Source organism: Ruegeria sp. CK3, assembly GCF_056536565.1.
Genome location: NZ_JBQFPV010000017.1, coordinates 23151 through 37496 on the forward strand (window position 1 = coordinate 23151; position 14346 = coordinate 37496).

At 58.7% G+C, this 14346-nt stretch carries 17 protein-coding genes; 5 read left to right on the forward strand and 12 right to left on the reverse strand.

Annotated elements, in window-relative coordinates:
• Nucleotides 1-27 precede the first annotated feature (27 nt).
• Both ACR0C3_RS21650 and trhA read left to right on the forward strand, forming a co-directional pair.
• Entirely contained in the window at nucleotides 28-2325 is a 2298-nt protein-coding gene (locus ACR0C3_RS21650; RefSeq protein WP_480760483.1) for a fatty acid cis/trans isomerase, read from the forward strand.
• A gap of 122 nt (nucleotides 2326-2447) precedes the next feature.
• Nucleotides 2448-3116, forward strand: coding sequence for a PAQR family membrane homeostasis protein TrhA (gene trhA, locus ACR0C3_RS21655; protein ID WP_170380438.1), 669 nt, complete (start codon nucleotides 2448-2450; stop codon nucleotides 3114-3116).
• Nucleotides 3117-3123: 7 nt separating this feature from the next.
• Here trhA and ACR0C3_RS21660 read toward each other — a convergent pair whose 3' ends face one another.
• The 3 genes from ACR0C3_RS21660 to era form a co-directional block, all read right to left on the reverse strand.
• Entirely contained in the window at nucleotides 3124-3447 is a 324-nt protein-coding gene (locus ACR0C3_RS21660; RefSeq protein WP_170556396.1) for a SemiSWEET transporter, read from the reverse strand.
• A 104-nt stretch (nucleotides 3448-3551) separates the two neighbouring features.
• The gene (locus ACR0C3_RS21665) at nucleotides 3552-3881 is read right to left on the reverse strand and encodes a DUF1491 family protein (RefSeq protein WP_480760484.1); all 330 of its coding nucleotides are present in this window, start codon (nucleotides 3879-3881) and stop codon (nucleotides 3552-3554) included.
• A complete protein-coding gene (gene era / locus ACR0C3_RS21670) occupies nucleotides 3878-4786 on the reverse strand; it encodes a GTPase Era (RefSeq protein ID WP_480760486.1) in 909 nt (302 codons plus the stop codon). Before era ends, ACR0C3_RS21665 begins: the two co-directional genes overlap by 4 nt.
• Nucleotides 4787-4944: 158 nt before the next feature.
• Between era and ACR0C3_RS21675 the strand changes: the two genes are divergently transcribed.
• On the forward strand, nucleotides 4945-5541 hold the full coding sequence (locus ACR0C3_RS21675) for a multicopper oxidase domain-containing protein (protein WP_480760488.1): 597 nt from the start codon (nucleotides 4945-4947) through the stop codon (nucleotides 5539-5541).
• Nucleotides 5441-6316, forward strand: a complete 876-nt coding sequence (locus ACR0C3_RS21680; protein ID WP_480760490.1) for a multicopper oxidase domain-containing protein — start codon at nucleotides 5441-5443, stop codon at nucleotides 6314-6316. Before ACR0C3_RS21675 ends, ACR0C3_RS21680 begins: the two co-directional genes overlap by 101 nt.
• Before the next feature lie 129 nt (nucleotides 6317-6445).
• Here ACR0C3_RS21680 and rnc read toward each other — a convergent pair whose 3' ends face one another.
• The 9 genes from rnc to folK form a co-directional block, all read right to left on the reverse strand.
• Entirely contained in the window at nucleotides 6446-7126 is a 681-nt protein-coding gene (rnc, locus tag ACR0C3_RS21685) for a ribonuclease III (RefSeq protein ID WP_480760492.1), read from the reverse strand.
• Entirely contained in the window at nucleotides 7123-7962 is an 840-nt protein-coding gene (lepB, locus tag ACR0C3_RS21690) for a signal peptidase I (RefSeq protein WP_170556391.1), read from the reverse strand. Before lepB ends, rnc begins: the two co-directional genes overlap by 4 nt.
• A 56-nt stretch (nucleotides 7963-8018) precedes the next feature.
• Nucleotides 8019-8438 (reverse strand): holo-ACP synthase, encoded by a 420-nt coding sequence (acpS, locus tag ACR0C3_RS21695; RefSeq protein WP_480760494.1) that lies wholly within the window; start codon nucleotides 8436-8438, stop codon nucleotides 8019-8021.
• Complete coding sequence (locus ACR0C3_RS21700; protein WP_480760495.1) at nucleotides 8435-8698, reverse strand: hypothetical protein; 264 nt, start codon at nucleotides 8696-8698, stop codon at nucleotides 8435-8437. The genes acpS and ACR0C3_RS21700 overlap by 4 nt, the downstream gene beginning before the upstream one ends.
• A gap of 263 nt (nucleotides 8699-8961) precedes the next feature.
• On the reverse strand, nucleotides 8962-9708 hold the full coding sequence (locus ACR0C3_RS21705; RefSeq protein ID WP_480760496.1) for a pyridoxine 5'-phosphate synthase: 747 nt from the start codon (nucleotides 9706-9708) through the stop codon (nucleotides 8962-8964).
• Complete coding sequence (locus tag ACR0C3_RS21710) at nucleotides 9701-10399, reverse strand: DUF2062 domain-containing protein (protein WP_170380448.1); 699 nt, start codon at nucleotides 10397-10399, stop codon at nucleotides 9701-9703. The genes ACR0C3_RS21705 and ACR0C3_RS21710 overlap by 8 nt, the downstream gene beginning before the upstream one ends.
• A 16-nt stretch (nucleotides 10400-10415) precedes the next feature.
• A complete protein-coding gene (locus tag ACR0C3_RS21715; RefSeq protein WP_170556386.1) occupies nucleotides 10416-12548 on the reverse strand; it encodes a RelA/SpoT family protein in 2133 nt (710 codons plus the stop codon).
• Between the two features lie 26 nt (nucleotides 12549-12574).
• Nucleotides 12575-12928 carry a DNA-directed RNA polymerase subunit omega gene (gene rpoZ, locus ACR0C3_RS21720; protein WP_170380450.1) on the reverse strand — a complete coding sequence of 118 codons (354 nt, stop codon included), beginning with the start codon at nucleotides 12926-12928 and terminating at the stop codon, nucleotides 12575-12577.
• Between the two features lie 96 nt (nucleotides 12929-13024).
• The gene (folK, locus tag ACR0C3_RS21725; protein WP_170722602.1) at nucleotides 13025-13594 is read right to left on the reverse strand and encodes a 2-amino-4-hydroxy-6-hydroxymethyldihydropteridine diphosphokinase; all 570 of its coding nucleotides are present in this window, start codon (nucleotides 13592-13594) and stop codon (nucleotides 13025-13027) included.
• A gap of 138 nt (nucleotides 13595-13732) precedes the next feature.
• Between folK and ACR0C3_RS21730 the strand changes: the two genes are divergently transcribed.
• Complete coding sequence (locus tag ACR0C3_RS21730) at nucleotides 13733-14308, forward strand: LabA-like NYN domain-containing protein (RefSeq protein ID WP_039541714.1); 576 nt, start codon at nucleotides 13733-13735, stop codon at nucleotides 14306-14308.
• Nucleotides 14309-14346 lie beyond the last annotated feature (38 nt).

Consider the following 14346-nt stretch of genomic DNA (forward strand, 5'->3'; position numbering starts at 1 on the left):
CCAGATAGGAGGGCCAAGAGTGGAGCAATGGGACAGAGGACGCCACGGCCAGCCAAATTCTGGGTGACGCTGATCGCATGGATCATTGCACCCCTTTCCGTCTTCGCTCAGGCAGACTGGTCGCAGGTGAAGCCGGTTCTCGACAAGCGATGCGTGGTTTGCCACGGCTGCTACGATGCGCCCTGTCAGGTCAAACTGACCTCACCCGAGGGGCTGCTACGCGGCGGCAACAAGTTGGCGGTCTACCATTCGCAGCGCCTGGAAGATGCCCAGCCCACCCGTTTGGGACAGGATGCAACAAAGGTTGAGGGGTGGCGGGATTTAGGGTTCCATCCGGTTCTTCCGCAGGCACAAGGCGAAACCAGCCTGCTGGAGCGCTATCTGGCCCTGGGCGCCGAGAACCCTCTGCCCCCCAACGCGCCTCTGCCGGACACCTTGGGGCTGGCGCTTGACCGCCCCTTGGTCTGCCCAACCGATCAGGAGTTCGACACCTTCCGCGAAAATCATCCCATGGCCGGAATGCCCTATGGGACCGCTCCGCTGGTAGCCTCAGAGCATGCGCTGATGATGGACTGGGTGCAGAGCGGAGCAGCCTTGCCTGAGGCGGTCACGCCATTGCCGGACGATATCCAAGAACAGGTCACTGCGTGGGAGGCGTTCTTGAACGCCCCCGACCCGCGCGCTCAATTGATGAACCGATATCTGTTCGAACATCTGTTTCTGGCCCGCCTACATTTCAAAGGCGATGACCCACGACGATTCTTTCAAATGGTCCGGTCCACAACGCCCCAGGGAGAAGAGATCGACATCATCGCCACCCGCCGCCCGTTTGATGATCCCGGCGCGGACCCGTTCTTCTACCGCCTGCAACAGATCGATGAGACCATCATCCACAAGGAACATCTGGTCTATACTTTGAGCCCTGATCGCATGGCGCGGTTTCAGGCGCTGTTCCTACAGCCCAACTGGGCGCTGACCGATCTGCCCTCCTATGGCGATGCCGAAGGCGGTGACCCGTTCTCGACCTTCGCGGCGATCCCCTCGCGTAGCCGCTATCAATTCCTGTTGGACGACGCGCTGTTCTTTGTCCGTAGCTTCATCCGCGGCCCCGTCTGTCACGGAGAGACTGCCGTTGACGTGATCGAGGACCGGTTCTGGGTCAGTTTCCTTGACCCCGACGCCGACCTCTCGATCACCGACCCAAGTTTCCTGGCCGAGGGCGCTGCGCTTCTTGAGCTACCCGTCTCGCAGGTGAATCGAAACTTGGCCGACCTGCACATGTTCTCGCACCAGAACCAGGCCCAGTACCTTGAGTTCCGCGATACCCGCTATCGCAAAAGTCCCGCGCATCAAACTGGCTGGGGCTATGACGCGATCTGGGATGGCGAGGGCACCAACCCGAACGCCTTGATCACCGTGTTTCGGCACTTCGACAATGCCTCGGCCCTGACAGGATTTCACGGCGATATTCCGGAAACCGCCTGGGTCATCGACTATCCTGTGTTTGAACGGATCTACTATAATCTGGTGGCTGGATATGACGTGTTCGGGCGTGTCGAACATCAACTGGCGACCCGTGTCTACATGGACGAATTGCGCATGGAGAGTGAGGACAACTTCCTGACCTTCATGCCGCGCAATCTGCGGCCGGGGATGCACCAAAACTGGTATCGGGGCGCTCTGGCCAGGTTGCACACCTTCTGGCACACCCGCCGCATCGACGACACGATGCCCGCGGGGATCACGTTCGAAACAAACGCCCCGAAGCAGGAGCTTCTTCTGCAGCTTCTGGCCCGCGGCAATGGTTTATGGCTGCTCTCCGACCCTATCAACCGATGCGATGGTGAGGATTGCGCGCAGAATGCCCTGACTTCGCTGGCTAGCAAGACCGGGCCGTGGGTCAAGTTCCTGCCTGACCTTTCCTTGCTGGTGGTCGAGACAAGCGACGACAAGGCCGAGGTTTTCACCCTGATCCACGACAAGGCCCATACCAACATAGCCTTCCTGTTTGACGAATCCGCCCGGCGAGAACCCGAAAAAGACGTTCTGACCATTTTGCCTGAGATGATCGGGAGCTACCCAAACTTCTTCTTCAAACTGCCTGAGGCTCAATTGCCCGATTTTGTTCAGGCTGTGAAAGCGGTCGCGACGCAAGGGGACTGGATGCAGCTGGTTGCCGATTTCGGCGTGCGTCGGACAAGCGAAGATTTCTGGGCCATCAGCGATCAGATCCACACCCGTTTTTTGAAGGATAACCCAATCCAGGCGGGCATTCTGGACCTCAACCGGTACAAAGACCCAAAGCCCGGCGAAGATCCGACCTGAGCATTGCGGTTTGATGAAGAGGGGATGAAAAACACCCGCCAGCGCCGCCAGCTGTGACACCCACACGATAAGTTCAGCCCGGCAGACTTGCCCAAACGCGACAGCAGCCCTACCCTTTTACCATGCGATCTTTTGCACATATCCGGCCAGCCTACAGCCGGGCCGAGCGCATCAGTGACGGAGTTGTACATGTTCTGGGCCTGTTTCTAGCCCTCATCGCGGTTCCCATTCTGATTGTCATGACGATGTACTATCGCGCCGACCCGGACGCGGTCATGGGCGCGTCGATCTACGGAATGACGCTGATCCTGATGCTCAGCTTTTCTGCGCTCTACAACATGGTCGTTAGCGATCGATGGTCCGAAGTTCTTCGCAGGCTGGATCACTCGGGCATCTATGTGAAGATCGCAGGCACCTACACGCCTTTCCTGCTGCTGTCCGGAGCGCAAGCCCCGGGGCTGATGATCGGCCTTTGGTCCTCGGCCACGCTGGGGTCGGTGCTGAAAATGGTGGACCCGCATCGCTTTCGCTGGATCGGGCTGGTCTTATATCTGGGAATGGGCTGGGCTGCCGTCTGGAGCGGGCATGCCTTGCTGGACGAGCTGCCACCCTCAGTTCTGGCCCTGATGATTGCCGGAGGGGTAGTCTACACCGCAGGCGTCATCTTCTACCTGTCCGACTGGATGCCCTATCACAACACGATCTGGCATGTTTTCGTTCTGGCAGGTAGTGTTCTGTTCTTCGCCGCCGTATCACTACGGGTGTCGCTGGAGCCGCTGTTGCTAGGCTAATGCCCACTCAGAACGTTAGGCCCGCGTGCATCAGGATACCAAGCACCATCAACATGTTGAGGATCATCGAGATCCCGTTGCCCACATAAATCGGCAGCTTTCCGACCACCAACCCATAGGCAAACCACAGGAAGGACAGCGCAGCATAAAGCGACCAGGACAAAAGCGACTGGCCGGTGGCGTGTTGCGAGTGGGTGAAGTACAGCTTGATCAGCTGCGGCAGCGTGGCAAAGGGGCCGACGACACCAATGAAGACCATGAAGCCTTCGAAGCGCTGCATCCAATGACCGAGGTTCGATTTTTCAAGTTTCTCAGCGAGTGTTTCAGCCACGCCAACACCTGACCTTTTTGCGGTTTTCTCAACGATCGGCCTTTGCCGATCTACCCTTCAAACTAGACGGTTTGAGCCGCCTGTCCAAGTCCCTGTAAGTGGGGCTATTCCAGCCCCTCTTCATCCAGCAAATGCCGTCCCTGCCGGTCTTCGACCTCAATCACCCAGAGATCAGGGTCAAAGCTGCGCTGGCGCTGTATAGCCTCGTCCACATCGCGTTCGGCGCCGCTTGAGAGTTCTACCCATTTGCGCGCGCCGCTCATCAGGTCAAAGCTGCGTTGGAAGGCCACCGCGTGCCCATCAAGCGTGTTGAGCTTGACCAGAACCGCACCCGCCGTGTCATCGCCATGCGCCACCACAAAGGCCGGGATTTCCTGAAACCGCAGCCGTGCCAGATAGGCATGGACCCAGAAGTCTGCGGTCAGACGGGTCATGCGTTGCCGTCTTTGAAATCCAGACCCATTTCCGAGTAACGCTCGGATTCCTCCAACCAGTTGGGCCGGACTTTGACCTGCAGGAACAGATGAATCTTACGATCCAGAAACTCTTCAAGCTCCGCCCGCGCGGCCTGGCTGACGGCCTTGATCGTCTCGCCCTTTTTACCCAGCACGATGCCTTTGTGGCCGTCGCGCATGACATAGATGATCTGATCAATCCGGGCCGAGCCGTCTTTGCGCTCTTCCCAGTTCTCCGTCTCGACGGTTAGCTGATAGGGCAGTTCTTCATGCAAGCGCAGGGTCAACTTTTCGCGCGTCATCTCGGCGGCGATCATGCGCAGGGGCAGATCAGCGATCTGGTCTTCGGGATAAAGCCAAGGGCCTTCGGGCAGCTCTCCCGCCAGCCATTTACGCAGGTCGTCGACGCCGTGGCCTTTCTCAGCCGAGATCATGAAGGTCTCAGCAAAAGGGAAGCGAGCGTTCAAGTCGCTGGTCAGCGCCAGCAACTTCTCGGACGGCACCTTGTCGATCTTGTTGATGGCCAGCGCGATAGTGCGGCCCTGCCCGATCTCTTCGAGACCTTCGAGGATCCGCTCGACGCCTTCGGTGATGCCGCGATGGGCCTCGATCATCAGGACAACCACATCCGCATCAGCCGCCCCACCCCACGCTGCGGCAACCATGGCACGGTCCAGACGGCGGCGCGGTTTGAACAGGCCGGGCGTGTCGACAAAGACCAGTTGCGCGTCGCCCTCCATCGCCACCCCGCGGATGCGGGCGCGGGTGGTCTGCACCTTATGCGTCACGATCGAGACCTTGGCCCCGACCATGCGGTTCAAAAGGGTGGATTTGCCTGCGTTGGGCTCTCCGATCAGGGCGATAAATCCGGCGCGTGTGGTCATGTGTGTAGCGATCCTGTTTGCAAGTGCGCACCCCTATAGCAGAATGCCCGCGCGGGCCAGAGGGTTTTGTCGCATTGCGATCCGTTGTGCGCAGTGAAACTGTAGCCATACGCCACGCCGATGACAGCCAGGCGAGGATTTCATCAAAGAGGCAAATCATGAAACGACGCGAGTTCCTTTTGGGAAGCAGCGCCGCCGCAGGGGCAATCGGACTAGGAGGATTCGGTCTAGCCTCGGCCGCGCCTGAACTGGTCATCCAATCGGCCAGTTTTACATTGCGCGATCAGGTGACGACCGGGATGGTCAGCCTATCCTCTGATGCGCCGCCGCCGGTACTGCGGGGTCGTCAGGGTGAGGCGATGCGCCTGCCAGTACGCAACTCGACACTAGACTACACCGCGATGCATTGGCACGGGCTGCGCATTCCCAACGCGATGGACGGCGTGCCCTATCTGACCCAGATGCCATTGGGGCCGAATGAACTCTTCGACTATGAGTTTACGCCCCCCGATGCCGGAACCTATTGGTACCACCCCCATTGCATGACGATGGAGCAGATGGCCCATGGCCTGACCGGCGTGATGGTCATTGCCGAGGCCGAAGACCCCGGTTTTAACAGCGAACAGATCGTCAACCTGCGTGATTTTCGTCTGGATGACGAGGACCAGTTCCTGCCCGCCTACACCCAGCGCGGCACGGGCCGGGACATTCGGCAATCTACAAACCGCAAACTGGCTGGATACACCTGTCTATGACTACATCTCTGGCGGGTTGGTACGACTGCGGGTGGTGAACACGGATACGACCCGGATCTATCGGCTGCATCTCAAGGGCGCCGGGGCTCGGATCATCGCATGGGACGGGCATCCGGTTGATGTCGAGGTTCCCCTGCCTAGCGCCGAGGACCCTCTGCTGGTCGGACCGGGCCAACGGGTGGATTTCGCGGTGGCGATGCCCTCAGGTGAGGGGGAGATTGTGGATCTGGTCGCAAAACTGCCGGGTCAACCGCATCACCCGATGGCACGTCTTCGGGCCGTAGGCGCGGATGTTGCGCGGGATTTGCAGGAGTTGAAACCACTACCTCCGAACCCGGTTGCACGGCCTGATCTCGCCACGGCCGAGCTACATGAGTTTGTCTTTGGCTGGACGCCCGAAGATGGAGAACCGAATAACGGGTTCTGTGGCTCTCTGGGGTATAATTTCTGGTCGATCAACCGGACCCCTTGGGCGGGCGATGCCGCCGAGAGCGTTGGCCCTCTGGCCGTTTTGGAGATGGGGAAAAGCTATGTTCTACGGCTGCGAAACGAATCGCCGAACCTGCACCCGATCCATTTGCATGGGCTTGTGTTCTCGCCGCTAAAGTCGAACCTACGTAAGCTGCCGCCTTTGCTGACCGATACAATACTGCTGCTGAAAGATGAGGTGGTCGAAATCGCTTTGGTCGCAGACAATCCCGGCGACTGGGCCTTTCATTGTCATGTGATCGAGCATCAGAAAACCGGTTTGACCGGGTATATCAAAGTGATTTAGGCATCGGGTTGGCCGCGCCAATCCGACCGGTAGGGGGCCAGCCCCCTCGTCCAGATTTCATCCGGCCTCACCCCCGGGATATTTTTGGCCAGATGAAGAGCGGATCGGGTTTTGGAAGATGAACGGGGGCTACTTCGGCAGCGAGTCCAGAAGGGCTTTTGCCGCCGCCTGTTCGGCCTGGCGCTTTGATCCGGCGGTGGCCTGTGCCTCGGTCCCGTCCTGTAGGCGGGCGGCGATGGTGAAGACCGGGGCGTGGTCGGGGCCGCTACGCTTGACTTCAATATAGCTGGGGGGTTTCTGGCCGCGGGCCTGCGCCCATTCCTGTAGTGAAGTCTTGGCGTCGCGAGCGTCGGATTCGACGGTGTGGATGCGATCCCCCCAAAGGGCGAGGATGACATCGCGAGCGGCTTCGAACCCGGCGTCGCGGTAGACGGCGGCAATCACTGCCTCCATGGCGTCGCCCAGAAGCGCCTGTTTGCGGCGCCCCCCGGACAGCATCTCGGACCGACCGAGTTTGAGCACGGCACCCAGATCAATCTGGCGGGCGACATCAGCGCAGGCCTCTTTACGCACCAAGGCGTTGAAACGGGGGGCCAGCTGGCCTTCGGAGGCTTTCTTGTCCGCCTCGAGCAAGGCCGTTGCCATTACAAGGCCCAGAACGCGGTCGCCCAGGAATTCGAGCCGTTGGTTATCGGGCCGAGTGGCTGACGAAACCGAACCGTGGGTTAGTGCCCGCACCAACAGCTCGGGGTTAGAGAATTCGTACCCCAAGCGGTGTTGAAATGCCTTTATGTCGGCCGATACCTTCAATTGACCGCCTTAAAGAAGCGGTCGCTGCGCCATGTCCAGAAGAACAGCATAGACCGGCCGGCCGACGAGAACATGATCCGGTCGGCACGACCGATCAGATTTTCGTAAGGAACATAGCCTACACCGCCAGCAGATTGCGGCAGGCGACTGTCGGCAGAGTTATCGCGGTTGTCACCCATGAAGAAATAGTGGCCTTCGGGTACCGTGTAGATGCCGGTATTGTCGGACCCCTGATTGCCGATACTCAGCACGTCATAGGACACGCCATTGGGCAGGGTTTCGACAAAGCGCTCTTTCTCACAGACGCCACCGATGCCGACCGGACCGTTGGAGCAGCGCGGACGCAGGCGTTGCGGACCTTGCGGAGCCGCCACTTCAGTGAACACGCCATCGGCTTGTTGCGGGACGGGCGTGCCGTTCAGGATGATCTGCCCTTGGCGAACCTGAACGCGGTCGCCCGGCAGACCGATGAGGCGCTTGATGTAGTCACGCCCTGTCACAGGGTGGCGGAAGACGATCACATCGCCGCGTTCGGGCTCTCCGCCCCAGATGCGGGTATTGTCGTCACCCGGAAGCCAGCCGCAGATATCCTCGGCGTCGATATTCAGACCGACGCTGGGGATGATCAGACTGGGGCAGGAGGCGTAGGAGTAGCCGTAGGCCATCTTGTTGACGAACAGGAAATCGCCGATCAGCAGGGTCTGCTTCATCGAGCCGGAGGGGATCCAGAAGGGCTGGAAAAACAGGGTGCGGAAAACGCCTGCGATCAACAGGGCGTAGACGATGGTTTTGATCGTCTCCCAGATGGGATTTCCGGTTTTGACGTCCTCGGCCATACTGCTCTCTGCTCCTTGGTGTGTTGGGTGCTACATGCGGGCCATGCGGGGGCGAGTCAAGGCTGCGTACCGGGTTCTTGGAGCGGGCGCGCCTCGATCACCACAAAGGCCTGCGCCCAGGGGTGGTCATCGGTCAGGGTGACATGGATGATCGCCTCGTAACCATCCGGCGTCATCTGGCGCAGCCGGTCGGCAGCCCAGCCGGTTACATGCATCACGGGCTGGCCCGTGTGCAGGTTGCTGACCGCCATGTCCTTCCAGGCGATACCCATGCGCAGACCGGTGCCCAGCGCCTTGGAACAAGCCTCTTTCGCGGCCCAGCGTTTAGCATAGGTGCCTGCCGTGTCGCGGCGACGTTCGGCCTTGCGCTGCTCGGTCTCGGTGAAAACACGATTGCGGAAACGATCGCCGAAACGGTCGAGCGCGCGCTGGATGCGCTCGATATTCGCGAGATCTGTGCCAACGCCGAGGATCATTTTATTGCCCAAACAAGAGATGGAGCCATCATTTGATCGGGAAGCAATTCTTGACACTGCGCAATAGTAAGTCGCGGATTTGCTTTCCAGATCAAGTCTAAGAGAATCTGGCGGCAGCGAATGTAGTCGTTTTCAAGGCGTTCAACTACAATAGGGTCAAATTCCAATAGGTAGTCTTTTCTTTTTGCATATTCCCTAAAATACCATTTTGAAAAATCCGCCATAGTCTCTGCAACTGCCTGATCAGGAGTGCGCTTCATTTTGCGCCCGTTCTCAAACCGATAGGATGCAATTTCTTCAAATCGCCTAGGTGCTGCGATTCCACCCCAGCTAAAAAACTGAGAGTTAAGTGAGTATTGCTTAAGATGCTCAAGTTTACTCTTAAATCGATTTCGCCAGAACAAGGAGGACCTCTTTCCTTCAACCGATCGCATTTTGAACACTAAACACTTAGAAACTCTCGCAGAAAAGAGACTTCGGCGCTTAAGGGAACTGAACCAGATCGCTATGAATGCAGGCGTGATCACGCCCGCGCCTCATCCATCAGGAGGCGCATTTCCTGAATGGCGGGGGTGAGGCCCAGAAAGATCGACTCGCCGATTAGGAAGTGGCCGATGTTCAACTCGCGCACTTCGGGGAAGGCCGCTACGGGTTTCACAGTCTCATAGGTCAACCCATGGCCCGCATGGACTTCGAGGCCCAGCGAATGGGCAAAGGTCGACATCTGGCGCAGGCTTTCCAGCTCACGCTCGGCGTCTTCCATGCGGCCTTCAGCGAAGGCGTCGCAATAGGCGCCTGTGTGTAGCTCGATTACCTCGGCGCCGATGCGATGGGCGGCCTCGATCTGGCGTTGGTCGGCGGCTATGAAGATCGACACGCGACAACCGACATCGCGCAGCGGAGCAATGAAGTGGGCCAACTTGTTTTCCTCGCGCGCGACTTCCAGCCCACCTTCGGTGGTGCGTTCCTCGCGCTTTTCCGGCACGATACAGACCGCATGAGGTTTGTGCCGCAGGGCGATCTTCTGCATTTCGTCGGTGGCTGCCATCTCAAAGTTCAAAGGTACCGAGAGAACCTCCATCAGCCCATCGATATCGGCGTCCGAGATGTGGCGACGGTCTTCGCGCAGATGCGCCGTGATGCCATCGGCCCCGGCCTCTTCGGCCAGCTTGGCGGCACGCAACGGGTCGGGGTAAGCCCCGCCGCGTGCATTGCGCACGGTGGCGACGTGGTCGATATTCACACCAAGACGCAGATAAGTGTCAGACATCGCGCGATTCCTTTTTTACGGTTTGAGCTGAAGCTAGTGCCTTTTCCACCGAAGTGTCAGCCTCGGTTTCGGCCAGACGTTTGATTTCGTCGAATTTGGCTTTGATCCGCGCGCGGCGGCGCTGTTGATAGGTGCGGATCAGCGGCAGGCTTAGGTAAAAGCAGATTACCCCCGCCAGCAGACCGGGAAGAATGCCGCCGATCATATAGGGGTAGAACACTTCGCGGTAGAATAAGCCCAAACCGTGCCAATCCGCGACGCGGTCGGTAAACATGGCGAGGAAGTTGTTCTTCAGATCGCCCATCGCATCCGCGAATTTCCCCATCAGGCCGCGGGTTTCGCTTTTTTCGAATTCGGTTCCCAACAGGAAATGCCCTGTCTGCAAGCAGATGACGCCAATCGGAACATAGGTCAGCGGATTGCCGAAGAACGTGCCGCTGAGGGCGGCCACGATATTGCCGTTGAGCAGGCGCGCGCCGATGGCGGCGACCAGAAAATGCAGGCCATAGAAGGGTGTAAACGCTGCAAACACCCCTGCCCCGATACCGCGTGCGATCCGCTCGGGCGAGTCTGGCAAACGGCGAACGCGATGTTTGACATAGTGAAAGGCGCGGGTCCATCCGCCACGTGGATAGACAAACTCAGATGCGGCCTGAATGGGAGAGCGTCGATCTCGGCGCTTGAAAACCACTCCTGATCACCTCATCTCAACCAGCCGGCAGGGCGGCATTTTCACGCTCTCGGTACCGTTCGACAGCGGCCACATCACTTTCTGCCTCGAGCATCAGCATCAGCGAATGCAATTGTTCAAGGTCTCGCAGTTCGACATTGATCAGCAGTCGGTAAAAGTCCGGTTTGCGGTCGACGAACTCAAGGTTCGAGATATTGGCCTTTTTCTCGCCGATCAATGTGCAAATACGCCCCAGTACGCCCGCATCGTTGCCGATGGTGAGGTCAAGTGTCGCGCCATAGACCGCCGGGTGGGTGCCGGAATGCCAGTGAAGATCGACCCACCGCTCGGGCTCATTCTCATATGCGCCAAGGCGGTTGCAGTCGATTGCGTGAACCTCGACGCCCTTACCCCGATGCGTGATGCCGACAATCCGCTCGCCCGGAAGGGGCTGACAGCAGGGGGCGCGATCGAATTTCTGTCCCGGCTCAAGGCCAATCACAGCGCGCCGCAGCGGGATCGCATCGCCGTCGTCCTGTGTCAGTTCCGGATAGACGGCGCTGACGACATCATGGGCTGTCAGTTCGGCACTTCCCAGCCGCGCGAGCAACTCATGCCGGTCTTTCAAACGCAGGTGCTTGGCAGCTGTGTCCAGCGCCTTGTCTGTGGATTTGCGACCCACATGTTCAAAACCGGAACGCGCAAGCTCTTTGCCAAGTTTGATGAACCGCTCACGGTCAACCTCGCGCAGGGCACGGCGGATCGCAGTCCGAGCCTTTCCGGTTACCGCAATCTCAAGCCAGGTGACCTGTGGGGTCTGGCCATCAGCGGTGATGATATCGACCGACTGCCCGTTCTTCAGCCGGGTCCAGAGCGGCACGCGGATCGCGTCGACCTTTGCCCCGACACATGCGTGCCCAATACGGGTGTGGATGGCGTAGGCAAAATCAATCGGCGTCGCCCCGCGTGGGAGTTTTACGACATCGCCTTTCGGCGTGAAGCAGAACACTTGGTCCGAGTACATCTCAAGCTTGACGGCTTCGAGGAAATCTTCGTGATCTTCCTCATTGTCGAATTGCTCGGTCAGGTTCGAAATCCACTTGGCCGGGTCGACCGCAAATGGGTTCTCGGTCCGGACACCGTCGCGATAAGACCAATGCGCGGCCACACCGGTTTCGGCCACGTCATGCATCTGGCGGGTACGGATCTGAACTTCGACCCGTTTGCCGTCACGACCCGAAACAGTGGTGTGGATCGAGCGGTAGCCGTTCGATTTCGGCTGAGAGATATAGTCCTTGAATCTGCCGGGCACCGCGCGCCAGCGCTGGTGGATCGCGCCAAGGGTGCGGTAGCAGTCTTCCTCGGTTTCGGTGATGATGCGAAACCCGTAGATATCGGACAGGCGCGAGAAGCCCTGATCCTTTTCCTGCATTTTGCGCCAGATCGAGTAGGGTTTCTTGGCGCGGCCAAAGACTTCTGCCTCGATGCCCGCTTTCTCCAACTCATGACGCATGTCGCCGGTGATCCGGTGGATCACGTCTCCGGTTTCACGCTGCAGGGTTATGAAGCGGCGGATGATCGACTGGCGTCCTTCGGGGTTCAGCACTCGGAAGGCGAGGTCCTCGAGCTCCTCGCGCATCCACTGCATGCCCATCCGGCCCGCAAGCGGCGCGTAGATATCCATCGTCTCGCGTGCTTTGACGATCTGCTTTTCGGGGCGCATCGCCTTGATGGTGCGCATGTTGTGCAGCCGGTCGGCCAGCTTGACCAAGATCACTCGCAGGTCCTTGGACATGGCCATGAACAGCTTGCGGAAATTCTCAGCCTGTTTGGTTTCACGGCTTGAGAGTTGCAGGTTAGTCAGTTTGGTGACGCCATCGACCAGTTTGGCGACCTCATCCCCAAATAGCTCGGCCACTTTGCCATAGCTGGCTTTGGTGTCTTCGATCGTGTCATGCAACAGCGCCGTGATAATGGTCGCATCATCCAGACGCTGTTCGGTCAGGATGGCGGCAACGGCAACGGGATGGGTAAAATAGGGCTCGCCGGAATGACGGAACTGCCCTTCGTGCATCTGCTGGCCGAATTCATAGGCCTTTGCGATGCGTTCAGCGTTTGTCTTTGGGTTATAATTGCGGACCAGCGCAATCAGGTCGTCAGCAGAAATCATCCGGTCCGCACCTTCGTTTTGAGGGCTTACCCCTGCCCTTGAGCCTCCATCAGAGCACGCAGGAGTTTTTCTTCCGACATGTCATCTTCGGCAGGTTTGTCCGATTCGGCGCCCATCAGCAGAGCCATCTGATCTTCTTCCGGCTCATCAACCTCGATCTGGGTCTGGTTGGCCTCGATCAGACGCTCGCGCAGTTCGTCCGCGCTCTGGGTTTCGTCGGCGATTTCACGCAGCGAGACAACGGGGTTCTTGTCGTTATCACGGTCCACAGTGATTGGTCCACCGGCGGAAATCTCACGCGCACGATGGGCGGCAAGCATCACCAGTTCAAACCGGTTGGGAACCTTGTCTACGCAGTCTTCAACCGTCACGCGGGCCATGGAACGCTACTCCGTTGCTGAGTCCATATCAGGAAGCGTTGTATCTAAGACCGATTGAACGCCTTGACAAGCAGGAAATAGCGCAAATCCACCAATCTACAAAGGTGTGACCGCTGCTATATCTTCAGCTGGCAGTGCCTCGAGCATTTGTTGGACGGTCTGGCCTAGAACCGGATGGCGCCAATCCGGGGCCACGTCGGCCATGGGGACAAGCACAAACGCCCGGTCCTGCAGGCGGGGATGGGGCAAAATCAGCTGCTCTGGCGCCTCTTGACGCTGTGCATCCGCGGGCAGGCTCAGCCAGCGATCGAAGGTGGCGGGATCGGGCAATAACTGATCATCGTAGCACACCAGATCCAGATCCAGCGTCCGCATCCCCCAGCGCTGCACCCGCTCACGACCGAACTCATGCTCGACCTCATGCAGAACCTCCAGCAGCTGCGCAGGTGTAAGGTCAGTCTCGATCAGAAGGGCGGCATTGACGTAGTCGGGGCCTGCACCCGGAGGGAAACAGGGGGTTGCAAAAAACCGGCTTTCGGCGCGAATCACCACACCACGGTCCGCAAGCGCTATTATTGCGTTGCGAAGTGTCACCTTGGGCCCTAGTCCGCTCAGATTGAGATTTGCGCCCATCGCAACAACTGCATTTGACGTGGTTTTGCCCATTAATACCCCCATATTCGGCCAAATGCATACTTGCGATGCGCATTAAAAGCCCTAATTATAGGCACACCAGCACGCTTAATTTTACACCACTCACTCTTAAACGCGCAGCGGGCTGGATTATACCGGAAGGACCTATTTATGTTTTATAAAGACGAACGGCTAGCGCTGTTCATCGACGGCTCGAATCTTTATGCCGCCGCAAAAGCACTTGGCTTCGACATCGACTACAAGCTTCTGCGGCAGGAATTCATGCGCCGCGGTAAGCTTCTGCGTGCTTTCTACTACACAGCGCTGCTGGAGAATGACGAGTACTCTCCGATCCGACCACTGGTTGACTGGCTGCACTACAATGGCTTCACCATGGTGACCAAACCGGCCAAGGAATACACCGACAGCATGGGGCGTCGGAAGGTAAAGGGTAACATGGATATCGAACTCACCGTCGATGCCATGGAACTGGCGCCACGCGTGGATCATATTGTGCTGTTCTCGGGCGATGGGGATTTCCGCCCGCTGATTGCCAGCCTGCAACGTCAGGGCGTACGGGTTTCGGTCGTGTCGACCATCCGCAGCCAGCCGCCGATGATCTCGGACGAGCTGCGCCGCCAGGCAGACAACTTCATTGAACTGGAAGACCTGCGCGACGTGATCGGCCGCCCGCCTCGGGAAATGCCGACCGAACCACGCAGTGTTGCTGCCGCCGGCGGGCACTAACCCACGGCGTCACAATTGGGGATGAGATTAGCGCGGTC

Excerpts from the sequence above, each read along its gene's own strand:
- ACR0C3_RS21650 (WP_480760483.1), top strand. The coding sequence starts at position 28 with ATGGGACAGAGGACGCCACGGCCAGCCAAATTCTGGGTGACGCTGATC.
- trhA (WP_170380438.1), top strand. The coding sequence starts at position 2,448 with ATGCGATCTTTTGCACATATCCGGCCAGCCTACAGCCGGGCCGAGCGC.
- ACR0C3_RS21665 (WP_480760484.1), bottom strand. The coding sequence starts at position 3,881 with ATGACCCGTCTGACCGCAGACTTCTGGGTCCATGCCTATCTGGCACGG.
- era (WP_480760486.1), bottom strand. The coding sequence starts at position 4,786 with ATGACCACACGCGCCGGATTTATCGCCCTGATCGGAGAGCCCAACGCA.
- ACR0C3_RS21675 (WP_480760488.1), top strand. The coding sequence starts at position 4,945 with ATGAAACGACGCGAGTTCCTTTTGGGAAGCAGCGCCGCCGCAGGGGCA.
- ACR0C3_RS21680 (WP_480760490.1), top strand. The coding sequence starts at position 5,441 with ATGACGAGGACCAGTTCCTGCCCGCCTACACCCAGCGCGGCACGGGCC.
- lepB (WP_170556391.1), bottom strand. The coding sequence starts at position 7,962 with ATGGCCGAGGACGTCAAAACCGGAAATCCCATCTGGGAGACGATCAAA.
- acpS (WP_480760494.1), bottom strand. The coding sequence starts at position 8,438 with ATGATCCTCGGCGTTGGCACAGATCTCGCGAATATCGAGCGCATCCAG.
- ACR0C3_RS21700 (WP_480760495.1), bottom strand. The coding sequence starts at position 8,698 with ATGAAGCGCACTCCTGATCAGGCAGTTGCAGAGACTATGGCGGATTTT.
- ACR0C3_RS21705 (WP_480760496.1), bottom strand. The coding sequence starts at position 9,708 with ATGTCTGACACTTATCTGCGTCTTGGTGTGAATATCGACCACGTCGCC.
- ACR0C3_RS21715 (WP_170556386.1), bottom strand. The coding sequence starts at position 12,548 with ATGATTTCTGCTGACGACCTGATTGCGCTGGTCCGCAATTATAACCCA.
- rpoZ (WP_170380450.1), bottom strand. The coding sequence starts at position 12,928 with ATGGCCCGCGTGACGGTTGAAGACTGCGTAGACAAGGTTCCCAACCGG.
- folK (WP_170722602.1), bottom strand. The coding sequence starts at position 13,594 with ATGGGCAAAACCACGTCAAATGCAGTTGTTGCGATGGGCGCAAATCTC.
- ACR0C3_RS21730 (WP_039541714.1), top strand. The coding sequence starts at position 13,733 with ATGTTTTATAAAGACGAACGGCTAGCGCTGTTCATCGACGGCTCGAAT.